The sequence below is a fragment of the Pseudomonas sp. DW-iso17 genome, assembly GCF_058725345.1.
Map to the genome: position 1 here is coordinate 91,708 of NZ_JBZXEA010000012.1, position 17,175 is coordinate 108,882.

16 protein-coding genes are annotated in these 17,175 nt (G+C 62.5%); 11 read left to right on the top strand and 5 right to left on the bottom strand.

What is annotated here, in order from left to right:
- Positions 1-48: 48 nt before the first annotated feature.
- The 8 genes from minC to AC4PS6_RS12115 all read left to right on the top strand — a co-directional run bounded on the left by minC (position 49) and on the right by AC4PS6_RS12115 (position 8,251).
- The gene (gene minC / locus AC4PS6_RS12080) at positions 49-786 is read left to right on the top strand and encodes a septum site-determining protein MinC (protein WP_014719299.1); all 738 of its coding nucleotides are present in this window, start codon (positions 49-51) and stop codon (positions 784-786) included.
- A gap of 199 nt (positions 787-985) precedes the next feature.
- On the top strand, positions 986-1,798 hold the full coding sequence (gene minD, locus AC4PS6_RS12085) for a septum site-determining protein MinD (protein ID WP_003192835.1): 813 nt from the start codon (positions 986-988) through the stop codon (positions 1,796-1,798).
- Positions 1,799-1,801: 3 nt separating this feature from the next.
- Positions 1,802-2,056, top strand: coding sequence for a cell division topological specificity factor MinE (minE, locus tag AC4PS6_RS12090; RefSeq protein WP_003175252.1), 255 nt, complete (start codon positions 1,802-1,804; stop codon positions 2,054-2,056).
- 106 nt (positions 2,057-2,162) lie between these two features.
- Positions 2,163-2,798 carry an RluA family pseudouridine synthase gene (locus AC4PS6_RS12095; protein ID WP_003192838.1) on the top strand — a complete coding sequence of 212 codons (636 nt, stop codon included), beginning with the start codon at positions 2,163-2,165 and terminating at the stop codon, positions 2,796-2,798.
- A gap of 195 nt (positions 2,799-2,993) precedes the next feature.
- A complete protein-coding gene (locus tag AC4PS6_RS12100; protein ID WP_014719300.1) occupies positions 2,994-4,283 on the top strand; it encodes a M18 family aminopeptidase in 1,290 nt (429 codons plus the stop codon).
- Between the two features lie 199 nt (positions 4,284-4,482).
- Complete coding sequence (locus AC4PS6_RS12105) at positions 4,483-4,650, top strand: hypothetical protein (RefSeq protein WP_014719301.1); 168 nt, start codon at positions 4,483-4,485, stop codon at positions 4,648-4,650.
- 72 nt (positions 4,651-4,722) lie between these two features.
- Positions 4,723-6,888: a mechanosensitive ion channel family protein gene (locus AC4PS6_RS12110; RefSeq protein ID WP_019818612.1), complete on the top strand. Its 2,166-nt coding sequence runs from the start codon at positions 4,723-4,725 to the stop codon at positions 6,886-6,888.
- A 16-nt stretch (positions 6,889-6,904) separates the two neighbouring features.
- Positions 6,905-8,251, top strand: coding sequence for an amidohydrolase (locus AC4PS6_RS12115; protein ID WP_014719303.1), 1,347 nt, complete (start codon positions 6,905-6,907; stop codon positions 8,249-8,251).
- 51 nt (positions 8,252-8,302) lie between these two features.
- Here AC4PS6_RS12115 and AC4PS6_RS12120 read toward each other — a convergent pair whose 3' ends face one another.
- The 5 genes from AC4PS6_RS12120 to AC4PS6_RS12140 form a co-directional block, all read right to left on the bottom strand.
- Positions 8,303-8,527 (bottom strand): MbtH family protein, encoded by a 225-nt coding sequence (locus AC4PS6_RS12120; RefSeq protein ID WP_019818614.1) that lies wholly within the window; start codon positions 8,525-8,527, stop codon positions 8,303-8,305.
- Positions 8,528-8,609: 82 nt separating this feature from the next.
- Positions 8,610-10,010: an aspartate aminotransferase family protein gene (locus AC4PS6_RS12125; RefSeq protein ID WP_003192849.1), complete on the bottom strand. Its 1,401-nt coding sequence runs from the start codon at positions 10,008-10,010 to the stop codon at positions 8,610-8,612.
- A 260-nt stretch (positions 10,011-10,270) separates the two neighbouring features.
- Positions 10,271-11,044 carry an N-acetylmuramoyl-L-alanine amidase gene (locus AC4PS6_RS12130; RefSeq protein ID WP_020302233.1) on the bottom strand — a complete coding sequence of 258 codons (774 nt, stop codon included), beginning with the start codon at positions 11,042-11,044 and terminating at the stop codon, positions 10,271-10,273.
- A 123-nt stretch (positions 11,045-11,167) separates the two neighbouring features.
- The gene (locus AC4PS6_RS12135; RefSeq protein WP_198833572.1) at positions 11,168-12,487 is read right to left on the bottom strand and encodes an ATP-binding protein; all 1,320 of its coding nucleotides are present in this window, start codon (positions 12,485-12,487) and stop codon (positions 11,168-11,170) included.
- A complete protein-coding gene (locus AC4PS6_RS12140) occupies positions 12,487-13,167 on the bottom strand; it encodes a response regulator (protein ID WP_014719307.1) in 681 nt (226 codons plus the stop codon). The genes AC4PS6_RS12135 and AC4PS6_RS12140 overlap by 1 nt, the downstream gene beginning before the upstream one ends.
- A gap of 175 nt (positions 13,168-13,342) precedes the next feature.
- On the opposite strand from AC4PS6_RS12140, the gene dsbD reads away from it, so the two are divergent.
- The 3 genes from dsbD to dsbG are packed head-to-tail and all read left to right on the top strand — an operon-like array spanning position 13,343 to position 16,652.
- On the top strand, positions 13,343-15,070 hold the full coding sequence (gene dsbD, locus AC4PS6_RS12145) for a protein-disulfide reductase DsbD (protein WP_336827299.1): 1,728 nt from the start codon (positions 13,343-13,345) through the stop codon (positions 15,068-15,070).
- Positions 15,070-15,915: a TlpA disulfide reductase family protein gene (locus AC4PS6_RS12150; protein ID WP_020302230.1), complete on the top strand. Its 846-nt coding sequence runs from the start codon at positions 15,070-15,072 to the stop codon at positions 15,913-15,915. Before dsbD ends, AC4PS6_RS12150 begins: the two co-directional genes overlap by 1 nt.
- The gene (gene dsbG, locus AC4PS6_RS12155; protein WP_020302229.1) at positions 15,891-16,652 is read left to right on the top strand and encodes a thiol:disulfide interchange protein DsbG; all 762 of its coding nucleotides are present in this window, start codon (positions 15,891-15,893) and stop codon (positions 16,650-16,652) included. Before AC4PS6_RS12150 ends, dsbG begins: the two co-directional genes overlap by 25 nt.
- Positions 16,653-17,175: the final 523 nt, after the last annotated feature.

The window sequence follows — 17,175 nt, forward strand, 5'->3', positions numbered from 1 at the left end:
CTCGTTATAAGTCTCGACACTTTTCGTGACAAGCCGCTTTCGCCGACCATGAGCCAAACCGAACCGCTAGACCAAGATCCCGTGTTCCAGCTAAAAGGCAGCATGCTCGCCATTACCGTGCTGGAACTGGCCCGCAATGACCTCGACGCCCTGGACCGCCAACTGGCCGCCAAGGTCGCCCTGGCGCCAAACTTCTTCAACAACGCCCCGCTGGTGCTGGCGCTGGACAAGCTGCCGGCCGGCCAGGGCGTGATTGATTTGCCCGGCCTGATGCGCGTATGCCGTTCCCATGGCCTGCGCACCCTGGCGATTCGCGCCAGCCGCATCGAAGACATTGCCGCCGCCATCGCCATTGAACTGCCAGTACTGCCACCGTCGGGCGCCCGTGAGCGCCCTCTGGAACCATTGGTCGGCGAAGAAAAGAAAAAACCGGAAAAACCACCGGAGCCTGCGATCAGGCCTACAAAGATCATCACTTCGCCGGTACGCGGCGGGCAGCAGATTTACGCCCAAGGCGGCGACCTTGTGGTGGTCTCCTCGGTCAGCCCGGGGGCGGAACTTCTTGCCGATGGCAACATCCATGTATACGGCCCGATGCGCGGACGCGCCCTGGCCGGCATCAAGGGTGATACCAAGGCGCGTATTTTTTGCCAGCAGTTGACCGCTGAGCTGGTTTCCATCGCGGGTCAGTACAAGGTTTCCGAAGATTTGCGCCGCGATCCACTGTGGGGCGCTTCGGTACAGGTCAACCTGTCGGGCGATGTGTTGAACATCATCCGTCTTTAACGGATACTGCCGCATTTTCCAAGCATCTCTAGACTCTGATAGCAAAGCGAAACCGGCAAGACTTGTGTAGGACTTTTTGGAAGTTGGTGTTTCCCCATGGAAACCCCGTCTTTTTCCTGCAAAGGCTGTCCGCCTGCGGCGAGTTCCAAGAGATGTTTTTCAGGGACCGAAAGTCCTTTTTCCTTAGGGGTGAAACACCTTGGCCAAGATTCTCGTGGTTACATCCGGCAAGGGTGGTGTGGGTAAGACCACCACCAGCGCCGCTATCGGTACCGGCCTCGCTCTGCGCGGCCACAAGACAGTCATCGTCGACTTCGACGTCGGTCTGCGTAACCTTGACCTGATCATGGGCTGCGAGCGTCGCGTGGTGTATGACTTCGTCAACGTGGTGAACGGCGAAGCCAACCTGCAACAGGCCCTGATCAAGGACAAGCGCCTTGAGAACCTGTACGTGCTGGCTGCCAGCCAGACCCGTGACAAAGACGCGCTGACCAAAGAGGGCGTCGGCAAAGTGCTCGCCGAGCTCAAGGAAACCTTCGAATACGTGGTCTGCGATTCCCCGGCTGGTATCGAAACCGGTGCTCACCTGGCGATGTACTTCGCCGACGAAGCCATCGTGGTGACCAACCCGGAAGTCTCCTCGGTACGTGACTCGGACCGCATGCTCGGCCTGTTGGCCAGCAAGTCCAAGCGCGCCGAAGAAGGCCAGGACCCGATCAAGGAGCACCTGCTGCTCACCCGCTACAACCCGGAGCGCGTCAACAACGGCGAAATGCTGGGTGTTGAAGACGTGAAGGAAATCCTCGCCGTGACCCTGCTGGGCGTGATTCCGGAATCCCAGGCCGTGCTGAAGGCATCCAACCAGGGCGTACCGGTGATTCTCGACGACCAGAGCGACGCCGGCCAGGCGTACAGCGATGCCGTCGATCGCTTGCTGGGCAAGACCGTGGAACACCGCTTCCTCGATGTCAAGAAGAAGGGATTCTTCGAGCGTATCTTTGGAGGCAACTAAACAATGAAATTTCTCGACTTCTTTCGCGCCAACAAAAAACCCAGTACCGCATCGGTCGCGAAAGAGCGTCTACAGATCATCGTGGCGCACGAACGCGGCCAACGCAGCACCCCGGACTACCTGCCAGCCTTGCAGAAGGAACTGGTCGAGGTGATCCGCAAGTACGTCAATATCGGCAACGATGACGTGCATGTCGCCTTGGAAAATGACGGCAGCTGCTCGATTCTGGAACTCAATATCACCCTGCCCGATCGTTGATCGAACGGGCGGTCGCCACGGCGGCTCCACTGACGGCCCCCTCGCTCCTACAGGGTGAGGGGGCCGTCAGTGGAGCCGCCGTTGGCGTTTGTTACGAGGCTGTTTAATGCCGCTGTCCAATATCCACATCCTGCATCAGGACGACGCTGTCCTGGTGGTGAACAAGCCGACCCTGCTGCTCTCGGTGCCTGGCCGCGCCGACGACAACAAGGACTGCCTGATCACTCGCCTGCAGGAAAACGGCTACCCCGAAGCCCGCATCGTCCATCGCCTGGACTGGGAAACGTCGGGGATCATCCTGCTGGCCCGGGACGCCGACACCCACCGCGAACTGTCCCGCCAGTTTCACGACCGCGAGACCGAAAAGGCCTACACCGCCCTGGCCTGGGGCCAACCGGCACTGGACAGCGGCAGCATTGACCTGCCCCTGCGCTACGACCCGCCGACCAAGCCCCGCCATGTGGTCGACCATGAGTTCGGCAAACATGCACTGACCTTCTGGAAAGTCCTGGAGCGTTGCGGCGACTGGTGCCGCGTAGAGCTGACACCCATCACCGGGCGCTCGCACCAGTTGCGCGTGCATATGTTGTCCATCGGGCATCCGTTGCTGGGCGATGGTCTGTACGCCCATGAACAAGCCCTGGCCGCCTGGCCGCGCCTGTGCCTGCATGCAAGCATGCTCAGCTTCACCCATCCGCAAAGCGGCGAGCGCCTGCGCTTCGAGTGCCCTGCGCCTTTTTGAAGGGCTGATGCGGTCAAATGTGGGAGCTGGCTTGCCTGCGATATCGGCGTGCCAGCCAATACATCTGGCACAGAAAGACCGCTATCGCAGGCAAGCCAGCTCCCACAGGGTTTGATGTGGTTCTCGGCCATGCACGCTCACTCCAAATATCTGGCCAATACGGTAAACTCTCGCCACTGCTGTCTGGAGCTATTTATGCGCGAAGCGTTGAATCAAGGCCTGATCGACTTCCTCAAGGCCTCCCCTACTCCTTTTCATGCCACTGCCGCCCTGGCCCAGCGCCTGGAAGCCGCCGGCTACCAGCGTCTCGACGAGCGCGACACCTGGGCCACCGAGGCCAACGGTCGCTACTACGTGACCCGCAACGATTCCTCGATCATCGCCTTCAAGCTCGGCCGCCAATCGCCGCTGCAGGACGGTATCCGCATGGTCGGCGCCCACACCGACAGCCCGTGCCTGCGGGTCAAGCCCCAGCCGGAGCTGCAACGCCACGGCTTCTGGCAACTGGGTGTGGAAGTCTACGGCGGCGCGCTGCTGGCGCCCTGGTTCGACCGCGACCTGTCCCTGGCCGGGCGTGTCACCTTCCGTCGCGATGGCAAGGTCGAGAGCCAACTGATCGACTTCAAGCTGCCGATCGCTATCATTCCCAACCTGGCCATTCACCTCAACCGTGAAGCCAACCAGGGCTGGGCGATCAATGCCCAGACCGAGCTGCCGCCGATCCTGGCGCAGTTTGCCGGTGACGAACGCGTGGACTTTCGCGCCGTGCTCACCGAACAGTTGGCCCGCGAGCATGGGTTGAATGCCGATGTGGTGCTCGACTACGAGCTGAGTTTCTACGACACCCAAAGTGCTGCCGTGATCGGCCTCAATGGCGACTTCATTGCCGGTGCACGCCTGGACAACCTGCTGTCGTGCTACGCCGGCTTGCAAGCCTTGCTCTCCAGCGACACCGATGAAACCTGCGTGCTGGTGTGCAACGACCACGAAGAAGTCGGCTCCTGCTCGGCCTGCGGTGCCGATGGCCCGATGCTGGAACAGACCCTGCGTCGCCTGCTGCCCGAAGGTGAAGAATTCGTACGCACCATTCAGAAATCCCTGCTGGTGTCGGCAGACAACGCCCACGGCGTGCACCCCAACTACGCCGACAAACACGACGCCAACCACGGCCCGAAACTCAACGCCGGCCCGGTGATCAAGGTCAACAGCAACCAGCGCTACGCCACCAACAGCGAAACCGCGGGGTTCTTCCGCCACCTGTGCATGGCCCAGGAAGTGCCGGTGCAAAGCTTCGTGGTGCGCAGCGACATGGGCTGTGGTTCGACCATCGGCCCCATCACTGCCAGCCACCTGGGCGTGCGCACCGTGGACATCGGCTTGCCGACCTTTGCCATGCACTCGATCCGCGAGCTGTGCGGCAGCCATGACCTGGCGCATCTGGTCAAGGTGCTGGGGGCGTTCTACGCCAGCCGCGACTTACCCTGAGACCGAGGCGCGCCCATCGCGGGCAAGCCCGCTCCCACATTGATCTGTGAATGCATTTCAGTGTGGGAGCGGGCTTGCCCGCGATGGGTTTCCAAACAGATATAAGGCTATCTGACTCACATCAACTGCACTTCTGCCAATCCGGCCTAGACTTGTCAGAACTTCCAGTCCGACAAGGCCGCCCCTCGCCATGATCTCAATGTCCTCATTCCACGCCATGCTGATCCCCATCCTGATCGGCATGATCATGCTCGCGGTCGGCTTCAACTTTCGCGACAAGCCTCTGGGCGTGTTTGGCATGTGGATCGGCATGCTGTTGATCCTCGGCACCGTGCTCTACAAGATCCTCGCCAAACTGGCGCAGTGACAAATGCGCTCGCATTGGGCATAGCGGCCTCGTACACTCGGTCAATTCGTCGTTTTCAAGGTTGACCGCCTCGTGCTTTCCCGTCTGTTTGCCCTGCCCTGCTACCTGCTGATCGCCCTGCTCACGCTGCTGCCAGTGATGCCCGCCCAAGCCGTGGGCTTGCCCGGGATGCTGGGCGGCTCCAGCAAGACCCAACCCCAGGCGGAAGTGCCCCTGGGGCAGTCGCTGGACGAAGTGATCAAGACCCTGGAAAACGACCAGCAACGCACCCAGTTGCTCAGCGACCTGAAGAAGCTGCGCGCCGCCACGCAAAAGGCCCAGCCTGCCGCCGAACTCGGCGTACTCGGGTTGATCGGCAGTACGCTGTCGGGCTTTGAGCAGCAGTTTTCCGGCGCCGACAGCCCGTTGGGGCGCTGGTCCAATGAAGTCGACCTGGCCAAGGATGAACTCGCCGCCCTGATGTTGCCGGCCAGCGAATGGCTGCCGATCATCTTCGGTTTTGCTGTGATCCTAGCTGTGTGGAGCCTGCTGGCCGCTGCGCTGATCTGGCTCAGCCATCGGGTGCGCGAGCGTTTCGGCCTGCCCGAAGAGCTGCCGCAGCACCCGCGCACTTGGGACATGCTGCGCTTTGCCCTGCGCAAGCTGGGCCCCTGGTTGATCGCCCTGGTGATCACGGTTTACCTGAGCTACGCCCTGCCTTCCTCCCTGGGCAAATCCCTGGCCATGGTGCTGGCCTATGCCTTGGTGGTCGGCACCTGTTTCTCGGCCATCTGCGTGATTGCCTTCTCCGTACTCGACGGCCCGCACCGCCACCGTGCCCTGTATATCCTGCGCCATCAGGCGTTCCGCCCGCTGTGGTGGATCGGCAGTTTTGCCGCCTTCGGTGAAGCCTTGAGCGACCCGCGCCTGGTTGCCGCGCTCGGCCAGCATCTGGCCCACACCGCCGCGACCGTGGCCAATGTCATGGCGGCGTTGTCCACCGGGGTGTTTATCCTGCGGTTCCGCCGTCCGATTGCGCACCTGATCCGCAACCAACCGCTGTCGCGCCGCCTCAACCGCCGAGCGCTCACCGATACCCTGTCGATCATCGGCACCTTCTGGTACATCCCGGCTCTTCTGCTGGTGGGCATCTCACTGTTCGCCACCTTCCTGTCGGCCGGCGACACCAGCACCGCCCTGCGCCAGTCGCTGCTGTGCACGGTGTTGCTGGTGTTGTGCATGGTGATCAACGGCCTGGTGCGCCGCCACGCCCTCAAGCCGCACCGCGGGCACAAGCGCCATGCGCTGTACTCCGAACGCCTCAAAGGCTTTGTCTACACCCTGGTGCACCTGGTGGTGTGGCTGGTATTTATCGAACTGGGGCTGCGGGTCTGGGGCCTGTCGATGATTCGCTTTACCGAAGGTGAAGGCCATGAAATAGCCGTGAAGCTGTTCGGCCTCGGTGGGACCTTGTTGTTCGCCTGGCTGATCTGGATCCTCAGCGACACCGCGATTCACCACGCCCTGACCCGCTCGCGCAAAGGCCTGGCCAACGCCCGCGCGCAAACCATGATGCCGCTGATCCGCAACGTGCTGTTCGTGACCATCTTCATCATCGCCGCCATCGTGGCGCTGGCGAACATGGGCATGAACGTTACGCCACTGCTGGCCGGTGCGGGCGTGATCGGTATCGCCATCGGTTTTGGTGCGCAATCGCTGGTAGCCGACTTGATCACCGGGTTGTTCATCATCATCGAAGACTCCCTGGCCATCGACGACTACGTGGACGTCGGCGGCCACCTCGGTACCGTAGAGGGCCTGACCATCCGTACCGTGCGCCTGCGCGATATCGACGGCATCGTGCACACCATCCCGTTCAGCGAAATCAAGAGCATCAAGAACTACTCCCGCGAGTTCGGCTACGCCATCTTCCGGGTGGCGATCCCTTACAACATGGAAATCGACGACGCGATCAAACTGATGCGCGAGGTCGGCCATGCCATGCGCAACGACCCGCTGCAACGCCGCAATATCTGGTCGCCGCTGGAGATCCAGGGCGTGGAAAGCTTCGAGTCCGGCAGCGCGATCCTGCGCGCACGCTTCAAGACCGCGCCGATCAAGCAGTGGGAAGTGTCGCGGGCATTCAACCTGTCGCTCAAGCGGCACCTGGATGAAGCCGGGCTTGACCTGGCGACACCGCGCTTGAGCGTGCAGGTGCAGACTGCCGGGAGCGTGCAGGAGAAAGATCCACAACAATAGGCAAGGAGAGGTTGGTATGCGAATGAACGGTCTGACACACCAATGGGTTTTGGGTCTGCTCGGCGCGGTCGCGAGCAGTGCAGTGATCGCCGCCAGCAGCGGCCAGGACAGTGCCCGGGAAACCATTGCCGCCCAGGCAAAAATCCTCGAACCCAGCCTGTTGGAAACCCGCCGCGATATCCACGCCCATCCGGAACTGGGCAATACCGAAACCCGCACCGCCGAGTTGGTCGCCAAACAGTTGCGCGAACTCGGCCTTGAAGTAAAGACCGGGGTGGCCCGCACTGGCGTCGTCGCCATCTTGAAAGGTGCCCTGCCCGGCCCGACCGTGGCCCTGCGCGCCGACATGGATGCGCTGCCGGTCAAGGAAGTCGCCGACCTGCCCTTCGCCTCCAAAGCCAAGGGCACCTACCTGGGCAAAGAAGTCGACGTGATGCACGCCTGCGGCCACGACGCCCATACCGCTATCCTGCTGAGCACTGCGAAGATTCTTACCGGGATGCGCGAGCGGCTGCCCGGCACCGTGGTGTTTTATTTCCAACCGGCCGAAGAAGGCCCCAGCGACTTTATCCCCGACGGCAAGAACACCTGGGGTGCGAAGATGATGGTGCAGGAAGGCGTAATGAAAGCGCCCAAGCCTGACGCGGTGTTTGGCCTGCACGTATGGGCCGGTGTGCCTGCCGGGCAAATCGCCTATCGCCCGGGCCCGACCCTGGCCAGCTCCGATGACCTGCGCATCAGGATCCTCGGCAAACAGACCCACGCCGGCCGCCCCTGGGACGGTATCGACCCGATCACCGTCGGCGCGCAAACCATTGTCGGCTTGCAGACCGTAGTCAGCCGCCGTACCGATATTTCGTCATTCCCCTCTGTGGTGAGCATCGGCACCATCAACGGTGGCACCCGCTATAACATCATCCCCGAGTCGGTGGACATGAGCGGCACCATTCGCTCCTACGACTACGGCATTCGCCAGAAGCTGCATGGGGATGTGCGCCAGACCGTAGAGAAAATCGCCGAAAGCGGTGGCGCCAAGGCCGAAGTGACGATCATCGAGAAGTACGACCCCACCATCAACAATCCGGCGCTGACCGAGAAAATGCTGCCGAGCCTGCGCTGGGCGGCTCAGGATGATGTGGTGCAAGGCCCGTTGGTGGGTGGCGCCGAAGACTTCTCGTTCTATGCCAAGGAGGCGCCGGGGCTGTTTGTCTTCCTGGGGGTGACCCCAAGGGACCAGGACATGAGCAAGGCGGCGCCGAATCACAACCCTGGGTTCTTTGTGGATGAGTCGGCGTTGGTGGTGGGCGTGAGGACACTGGCGTCGTTGGCGACGGATTACCTCTACACCCACACATCACTGTAATGCTTGATGTGGGAGGGGGCTTGCCCCCTCCCACATTTGAACCCAGGTGAATCAGTTGGCGAGGGCCGCGCCGTCCATTTTCTGGCGCAGGCTCAGCGGGCGCATATCGGTCCAGACTTCCTCGATGTAGGCCAGGCATTCTTTCTTCATGCCGCTCTTGCCCACGGTGCGCCAGCCTTCCGGCACGGCCTTATAGTCGGGCCAGATCGAATACTGTTGTTCATGGTTGACCACTACCTGAAAGAGGATGTCGTCGCGGTCAAATACTGAGGTCATTGCTGTTCTCCGTCGCTCAAAGGCTGGCTGCGCACCACGCGCAGCACTGATATCTGTAGAAACGTACCAAGGGCCTGGAAAATTAGACGCTGGCCACGGCCGCCGCCAAGGCGCGCCCGAAAATCTCGGCCACCTGGTCGACTTCGCCAGCGGTGATCACCAGCGGTGGCAGAAAACGCACCACACTGCCATGGCGCCCGCCCAGTTCCAGGATCAGCCCGCGCTTGAGGCATTCGCGCTGCACCAGCGGCGCCAACTGGCGATGCACCGGTGGGTGGCCCTGACTATCCGGCGTGCCAGTCGGGTCTACCAGCTCCACCCCCAGCATCAGCCCACGCCCACGGATATCCCCCAGATGCGGGAAGTCGCGCTGCAGGATGCGCAGGTGTTCGCCCAGGCGCTCGCCCATGGCCGCCGCATGGCCCGCCAGGTCGTGATCCTTGAGGTAGCGCATCACCGCCGAGCCCGCCGCCATCGCCATCTGGTTGCCGCGGAAGGTCCCGGCATGGGCGCCCGGCAGCCAGGTGTCGAGCCAGTCGCGATACACCACCACCGCCAGGGGCAGGCTGCCGCCAATCGCCTTGGACATGACCACCACGTCCGGGATGATGCCGGCGTGTTCGAAGGCAAACATTTTGCCGGTACGCCCAAAACCGCTCTGGATCTCATCGACGATCAGCGCCACCCCCGCTTGCGCGGTGATACGGCGCAGGCCACGCAGCCAGTCGAGGTCCGCCGGGATCACACCGCCCTCACCCTGGACCACTTCGACAATCACCGCCGCTGGCAGCAACACGCCGGCTTCCGGATCGTTGAGCAGATTTTCCAGATAATGCAGGTTGACCCGCACACCTTCGGCGCCACCCAACCCAAACGGGCAACGGTAGTCATACGGGAATGGCAGGAATTGCACGCCATTGCCGAGCAAGGCGCCCAAGGGTTTCTTCGGCCCCAGGCTGCCCATCAAACTCAGCGCGCCCTGGCTCATGCCGTGATAGCCGCCCTGGAACGACAGCACGGTGCTGCGCCCGGTGGCAGTGCGCACCAGCTTCAACGCGGCTTCCACCGCATCGGTGCCGGTGGGACCGCAGAACTGGATTTTCGCTTCTCGCGCCAGTTCCGATGGGAGCAAACCGAACAGGTCCTGCACGAATTGATCCTTGACCGGCGTAGTCAGGTCCAGAGTATGCAGGGGCAGTTCGTCGCTCAGCACTTGCTGGATGGCCTGGATCACCACCGGGTGGTTATGCCCCAGCGCCAGGGTTCCGGCGCCGGCCAGGCAATCGATGAACCGACGCCCCTCGACGTCCTCCACGTAGATGCCCTTGGCGCGCTTGAGCGCCAAGGGGATGCGCCGAGGGTAGCTGCGGGCGTTGGATTCCTGCTGGCGCTGGCGGGCCAGCAGCGGGCTTTCGTCAAACTGATAGAGCGTTTCCGCGGCCTGCACCGGGGCGTCTTCGATACGGCTGGTAGCGACTGACATCTCTGGATCCCTCAATACGCTGTTGATCGTGACCAAACTGCCGATCCGTTGGCGTCTGGCCCAAGGGCATGCGCACGGATTTCCTGTTGTGGAGACGCTTCAGGTGCACGGGGATTTAGGAAGTTGGTCGGATATTTACCGATTGTGGGGAGATTAAAATGTGGGAGCGGGCTTGCTCACGAAGGCAGTGTGTCAGTCGCTGCATCGGTTACTGCACTACCGCTTTCGCAGGCAAGCCAGCTTCCACATTTGAACAGCGCTCAGCTCCGAAGCCCGCGGTATTTTTCATTCAGCGCATAAAGAATCGCGCACGTCTCTGCATCCAGGAATCCACAATAATCCCGTGGCCGAAAGTGCATCTGGAACGCCCGGGTGCGCTGCTCAAAGGCCCGGCGATTCTGCGCCGGCTTATACCCATAACGCTGAAACGCCCTCTCCACCTCGACCTCCGGCGGCAAGCCGAGACAAAAGCGGCGCTGGTACATCGCCCGCGTCTGCTCATCAAACCAAGCCCCAATGCCGGCTTCATGCAGCAGACGCCAGGGCAGCCGAGGCCCCGGATCGCTCTTGCGCCAGTAGGCCACGTCCGAATGCCCGAGCCAGTCAGTAGGGCCGACCTGCGGATAGCGCTCCAGCAGGTCGCGAAGCAATGCAATCAGTAGGTCAATCTGCGCGGGTGCGTATTGCGTAAAGGTAAAGACGCCCGCGTCATCCCGCGCCAGGTTGACGATTTCAATGCCCACCGAGCGGCTGTTGAGATCCGCCTTCCCCGCCCAATAACTCACGCCGGCGTGCCAGGCGCGCTGGCCCTCGTCCACCAGGCGAAACACGCGCAGCTCTTCATAACCGGCAGCACAGTAGCTGGGCTCATCGGGGTCGGGCAGCAGGTAGTGGGCGCTGACGCCCTCTTGAGTGAGGGTGCGTAGCGATGAAGCAAAGGGCGCTGCGGTGTAGTGCACAATCACCTGCTGCACGGATTCGCCGCGGCGGTCGTTGAAATCCCTGGCAGGGAAACTGGTGTCGATCACCAACATAAGAACAGTCCTTTTCAATTCAGGCCGACTCATTCGGCCCGTTCAAGCACAAAAAAATTACCGCCATCCTGAAGACTTGAGCCTCAGGCGGGCGGTAATTATTTGCCACGTGAAAAGGGCAGCTCAGCGCCGCAACGGCATGCCCAGGTCGACCCGCATACCATCGGGCTGGCTGTCGAAGTGCAGCGAGCAGGAGCAACGCTGCACGATCGCCTGGACAATCGCCAAGCCCAGGCCACAACCTTCGCTGCTGCCATTGCGCCAAAAGCGTTGGGTGAGGTATTGCAGGTCTTCGCTGGAGATCTGCTGGCCATGGTCACGCACGCGGAACACCACGTTATCCGGGGTAGAAAACACCTGCAGTTCCACGCGGGTATCGGCGGGGGTATGGCGCAAGGCGTTGTCCAGCAGGTTACGCAAGGCCGCGACGGCAAGGCCAACGGGCATTGCCACTGGAACAGGGGAAAGCGCCGGCGCCAGGATCAGATCGATACGGGAATTGTCACCGGCGTTGGCATCCTGGATCGCCAACCGGGCGACTTCCTCGGCACTGGATTGCAGGCCATCGTCAAACGACAGGCTGCCCTCCACCCGCGCCAGCAACAACAGTTGCTCCAGGGTGCGATGCAAGCGGTCGGCGCCCTCCTCGGCGTGCGCCAGGGACTGGTCGCGGGCCGCGCCCTCGGTCATGCGCGCGACTTGCAGGTGGGTCTTGATCGCAGTCAACGGGCTGCGCAGCTCATGGGCGGCGTCGCCGGTCAGGCGACGTTCGCGCTCGATGGTCTTGGCGATGCGCTGCAGCAGTTGGTTCTGGGTGTCGAGCAACGGCTTGAGTTCACTGGGCAGCGGGTGAATCTGCAAGGGTTCCAGGGAATCGGCACTGCGCCGCATCAAGGCATCCCGCATACGGTTGAGCGGCACCAGGCTCTGGCCGATGCCCAGCCATAGCAGGCACAGGCAGCCCAGCAATGCCACACCGACCGGCACCGACGCCGCCAGCAGGATCGACAGGTTGAGGGCTTCACGCTCCACCTGGCGGTCGGCGGTGGTGATCAGCAAGTCGCCACGGGACAGGGTAAAGCTGCGCCAGCCCACGCCGTCGATGATCTGGTCGCGAAAACCGCTGCGGCGCGACTCCAGCCCTTCCTCCGGCGTGGTATGGCTGCGCGCCAGGATCTCGCCGCGCAACGAACTGACCTGGCAGGCCATGCCGCCCGGCACATTCAGTTGTTCGGTACGCAAATGCGCGCCACCGCTGACGCTGGCCAGGCCCGGCATCTGCTCGGTGAGCCCGGCTACCATGCGCGCCGAAGCCACCAGGCGCTGGTCGAGGGAAAACATCATCTGGTTGCGCAAATCGTTGAGCATCCAGGCGGCCGCCAGCACCCAGATCAGTACAAAAGCGGCGCCCAGCTTGAACGTCAGGCGCAGGCGCAAGCTCATCACGGCGTGTTTTCTCCCCCATCAGCGGTGCCCAGGCGATAGCCCAGCCCCCTGACGGTTTCGACGATGCCATTGCCCAACTTGCGCCGCAGGTGGTGGATATGCACGTTGAGGGCGTTGCTTTCCAGTTCGTCGCTGAAGCCGTAGACGCTGTCCTTGAGCTGTTCGCTGGACAGTACGCGGCCCTTGTTGTGCAAAAGCGCCTGCAACAACGCCTGTTCACGCCGGGACAAATCTACCGGCTGGCCGCCGAGGAAGGTCTCGCGGCTGCTGGGGTCGTAGGCCAGGCGGCCATGTTCGATCAGATTGACGCTGCGTCCCGCCACACGGCGCAGCAGGGTTTGCAGGCGAGCAGCGAGTTCACGCAGGTCGAAGGGCTTGAGCAGGTAGTCGTCGGCGCCGGCTTGCAGGCCGTCGACGCGGTTGGTCACCGAGTCCCGCGCGGTGAGGATCAGCACCGGAATGTCCAACCCCTGGCTGCGCTGTTGTTGCAGCAGCTTGAGGCCGTCTTCGTCGGGCAGGCCAAGGTCGAGCACCATAATGTCGAAGGCCGCGGCCTTGAGCATCGCCCGCGCAGCCGAGGCCGTGGCCACGCGCTCCACGGTGAAGCCCTGGGCAGTCAGGCCGGCCACGATGCCACTGGCGATCAGTTCGTCGTCTTCACAGACCAGTACGTGCATGGTTAACCCTTCATAAAAGATGGCGCGATTAGAAAAGCCACGGATTAAGCGCGCATTATGCCGCTAAAGTTCGCAACACCGGATAATCCCTACGCTCTAGAATAGCGGCGGTTAATCATCGGTTAATCAACGCCACACATTGTGTGCCTCACTTGCATCGAACTAAGGCTTGACCATGCGGCATCTGTTTACCTTTCTGCTGGTGTTGTTCGCGGGATTCGCCCAGGCAGCGCCGGGCAGCCCCTTCGAAACCAAACCCGACTTCCTCCCGGTGGGCAAAGCCTTCGCCTTTACCTCCGAACGTCTTGAGAGCGGCGAAACCCAGCTGTTTTGGCAGATTGCCGACGGTTATTACCTGTACCAGCAACGCATGAAGTTCGACGGCCTGGCCGAAAAACCCGTGCTGCCCGAGGGTGAAGCCCATAGCGACGAATTCTTTGGCGAGCAGCAAGTCTATCGCCAGGGCCTGGAGGTGAAGATCCCCGCCGGCACCACCGGCCAGGTCAAGCTCGGCTGGCAGGGCTGCGCCGATGCGGGTCTGTGCTATCCGCCGCAGTCGATCACCGTGGACCTGGGCGGCAACCCGGCCGTCGCCGCGACCGCGCAAGCCCAGGACCAAAGCCTGGCCAGCGGCCTGCAACAGCGCAGCCTGGGGTGGAGCCTGCTGGTGTTCTTCGGCCTGGGCCTGCTGTTGGCGTTTGCGCCCTGCTCGTTGCCGATGCTGCCGATCCTCGCCGGCCTGGTGGTGGGCAGTGGCGCCAGCCCGCGCCGTGGCTTTGCCCTGGCCGGCAGTTACGTGGTGTGCATGGCGCTGGTGTATGCCGCCCTGGGGGTGATGGCCGCGTTGCTCGGCGCCAACCTGGCGGCGTTGCTGCAAACCCCGTGGATCCTTGGCAGCTTTGCGGCGTTGTTCGTGCTGCTCGCCCTGCCGATGTTCGGCTTCTTTGAACTGCAACTGCCCGCCTTCCTGCGCGACCGCCTCGATAACGTCAGCCGCCAGCAAAGCGGTGGCAGCCTGGTGGGTGCCGGTGTGCTCGGCGCATTGTCCGGCCTGCTGGTGGGGCCGTGCATGACCGCGCCCCTGGCCGGCGCCCTGTTGTATATCGCTCAAAGCGGCAATGCGCTGCACGGCGGCCTGATCCTGTTCGCCATGGGCATCGGTATCGGCATTCCGTTGTTGCTGTTGGTCACTGTGGGCAACCGCTTCCTGCCCAAGCCGGGTACCTGGATGAACGTGCTCAAGGGCATCTTCGGCTTCCTGTTCCTGGGCACCGCGGTGCTGATGATTCGCCCGGTAGTCGGCGACAGCCTGTGGATCGGCCTGTGGGGCGCCTTAGCGCTGGTGATGGCGTACTGCGGCTTGACGCTGGCCCGTGAGTCCGGCCTGGCGGCCAAGGTATTCGGCGCCGGTTCCCTGGTGCTGGGCCTGTGGGGCGCGGTGCTGGTGGTGGGGGCGGCCGGTGGCAGCGATGAGCTGTGGCAACCCTTGAAGGTTTACAGCGGCTCAAAGGTCGCCGGTGCACCGAGCGCCCACGATGCCTTCACCACGATCAACGACCCGGCCGTACTGCAAAGCCAACTCGACAGCGCCAAGGCCCAGGGCCAATGGGTGCTGCTGGACTATTACGCCGACTGGTGCGTGTCGTGCAAGATCATGGAAAAACAGGTGTTCGGCAAACCCGAGGTGATGGACGCGCTCAAAAACGTGCGCTTGCTGCGCCTGGACGTCACCGCCGACAACGCCGCCAGCCGCGAGCTGCTGGGCCGCTACAAAGTGCCAGGGCCACCGAGCTTCGTGTGGATCGGCCCGGACGGTGAAGAACGCCGCGCCCAACGCATCACCGGGGAAGTAGACGCCGCCGCCTTCCTGCAACGCTGGACCCAGACGCGGGACGCTCTCTGATGCTGACCCTCACCATCGGCACCTTCGCCATCGCCCTGAATCACCTGCTGCTGATCAGCGCGCTGATTCTCGCCACCCTGGTGGGCTGGCGCGTGGCCAAGCACGGCGGCGAAAACCCGGAGTCGGTGCTGTTCAGCCTGTTCCTGCTGGGCCTGCTCGCCGCCCGGGTCAGTTTTGTGCTGATGTATTGGAGTTATTACAGCAACGACTGGGTGGAGATGGTCGACCTGCGTGACGGCGGCTTTCTCGCCTGGCCCGGGATCATCGCGCTGATCCTCGGCGCGCTGGCGTACGGCTGGCGTCGCCCGGCCCTTCGCAAGCCGCTCAGCGCCGGGGTGATCACCGGCCTGTTGTTCTGGGGCATGACCAGCCTGTCCCTCAGTCTGTACGAAAAAGGCACACGCCTGCCGGACATCACCCTGCGCAATGCCAATGGCGAGGTGGTGCAACTGGCGGATTATCAAGGCGGCCCGTTGGTGATCAACCTCTGGGCCACCTGGTGCCCGCCGTGCCGACGCGAAATGCCGGTGCTGGAAAACGCCCAGCGCATGCGCCCCGATGTGACCTTCCTGTTCGTCAACCAGGCCGAAAGCATGCAAAGCGTCAGCACTTACCTGGCCACCCAGGGCTTGAACCTCGACAACGTGCTGTTCGACGCCAGCGGCCGCCTCGGCCAGGCTGTGGGTTCCATGGCGCTGCCGACCACGTTGTTCTACCAAGCCGATGGGCGCCTGATCAACAGCCACTTGGGCGAACTCTCCGAAGCCAGCCTGGCCCGTGCCATGGAACCCTTCGACAACACCACGACAAGGAAACCGACATGCCTCGCCTCCGCCACCTGCTGACCCTGCTGCCTTTGACGCTAGCCGCTACGCTGGCCCAGGCCGAAGACCTGCCGGCCCCGATCAAACAGATCGAAGCCAAAGGTGCCAAGATCATCGGCAAATTCGATGCCCCCAGCGGCCTCACCGGCTACGCCGCCCAGTACCAGAACCGTGGCATGGCCCTGTACCTGACCGCCGACGGCAAGCACGTGATCGCGGGCAACCTGTACGACGCCCAAGGCAATGACCTGAGCACCGCGCCCCTGGAAAAACTGGTGTACGCGCCGATGGCCAAGGAAGTCTGGGCCAAGATGGAAAACAGCAGCTGGATCCAGGACGGCGATAAAAACGCCCCGCGCACCGTCTACCTGTTCAGCGACCCCAACTGCCCGTACTGCAACATGTTCTGGGAACAGGCCCGCCCGTGGGTGAAGGCCGGCAAGGTGCAGTTGCGCCACATCATGGTCGGCATCATCCGCGAAGACAGCCCAGGCAAATCCGCCGCCCTGCTCGCCGCCAAAGACCCGCAAAAAGCCCTGCAAGAACACGAAGCCGCCGGCAAGGGCAGCAAGCTCAAGGCGCTGGAAAAGATCCCGGCCGAGGTCGAGGCCAAGCTTGATGCCAATATGAAGCTGATGGATGAACTGGAGTTGTCGGCGACGCCGGCGATCTTCTATCTGGATGACAAGGGTGGGTTGCAGCAGCAGCAAGGGGCGCCTTCGCCGGATAAGTTAGTGAAGATTCTCGGACCAAAATAAGCGCCGCCCTCGCGGGCGCCATCGCGGGCAAGCCAGCTCCCACATTTGAATGTATTCACAACTCAAAATGTAGGAACTGGCTTACCTGCGATGAGCATAGGTATCTACACAACTTCGGCACGACGCTAAATCTGTGGCGAGGGAGCTTGCTCCCGTGACGGCCTGGCAGCCGACACAGATATAACTGATGCCCCGCGATCCAATGTGCGAGCTGGCTTGCCTGCGATGAGCATAGGTATCTACACAACTTTGTGGGTTGTAACAGCAGACGGTAACCACGATGCGAAGCGAGTCGCTCTTGATCTGCTTTTGATCTTGATCTCAGGCGCCCCGTTAAACCACGCTGGCCGAACGCAGGCTTGAATTCGTGGGTAACCCGGCAGGACGCCGGGTTAGCCGCCCCGCGCCATGGATGGCGCGTGGCGGCGGCCCACGGATTCAAGCCTGTGTCGGGCACACCGAGCCTAAGCGAGGTGCCGAGTGGTGGGGCAAGAGCGTTTTGCTGGGCCTGTCCCCCGGCAGC